This window comes from Bacillus sp. SIMBA_074, from assembly GCF_046534555.1.
Lineage (GTDB): Bacteria > Bacillota > Bacilli > Bacillales > Bacillaceae_G > Bacillus_A > Bacillus_A mycoides.
This window is the reverse complement of the sequence record NZ_JAWRYM010000091.1, coordinates 1-592: the sequence shown is the minus strand read 5'-3', so window position 1 is coordinate 592 and position 592 is coordinate 1. Positions and strand designations below refer to the sequence as shown.

The following is a 592-nucleotide window of genomic DNA, read 5'->3' as shown; positions in this document are numbered from 1 at the left end:
CTCGCTGTCGTCTGCGAACTGTGAAGGGTCTAAACCCTCAGATCGCCTGTACTCCGCCCACAAAGTATTCCCTGCTGGCCCCCACGAAGCAGGTCCACATCCGCAGCACCAGGGAAACTCCTTCGTCATCCAGCCGAGGACGAAGCGCACACGTGCGTCGATCACGGCCGGTGATGCGAGGTAAGCGAACAGCTCGGGGAAGAGCGAGTTGTCGTCATCGTAAGCCGGTAGGCCCGTCAGAAAGTCCGGCTCGCTGCAGGACCACCACTCGATAAATGCGAGGCGGAGTGCCGTTTCCTTATCGTGGGGCGCCGTTTTCCATCGCTCAATTAGAGCGTGGCGCGACGCGGCCAGAGCGCCAGGACGCTCAAGCGCGATCGCGTCGATTAGCGACAACGGTTGATTTCCCTGCATTTCCTGATCCTAGGGTGTTGCGCGCGAATCGGACCGCCCGCAAGCCGGGCTGCTACCGGACACTTCGGCGAGCCATTGCGAATGCGACGCCAGCCATGATGAATCGAATCGTCCCTGCCGGCGCCGGGCCGGTGACATCGGGGGCTTCGGGCATCGGACGGTGTTCGGTCACCGGGCG

1 protein-coding gene is annotated in these 592 nt (G+C 62.7%); it reads right to left on the bottom strand.

What is annotated here, in order from left to right:
* Positions 1 to 414, bottom strand: a 414-nt coding sequence (locus SB773_RS29945) for a hypothetical protein (RefSeq protein WP_410593816.1), incomplete at its 3' end; no start/stop codon positions are given.
* Positions 415 to 592: the final 178 nt, after the last annotated feature.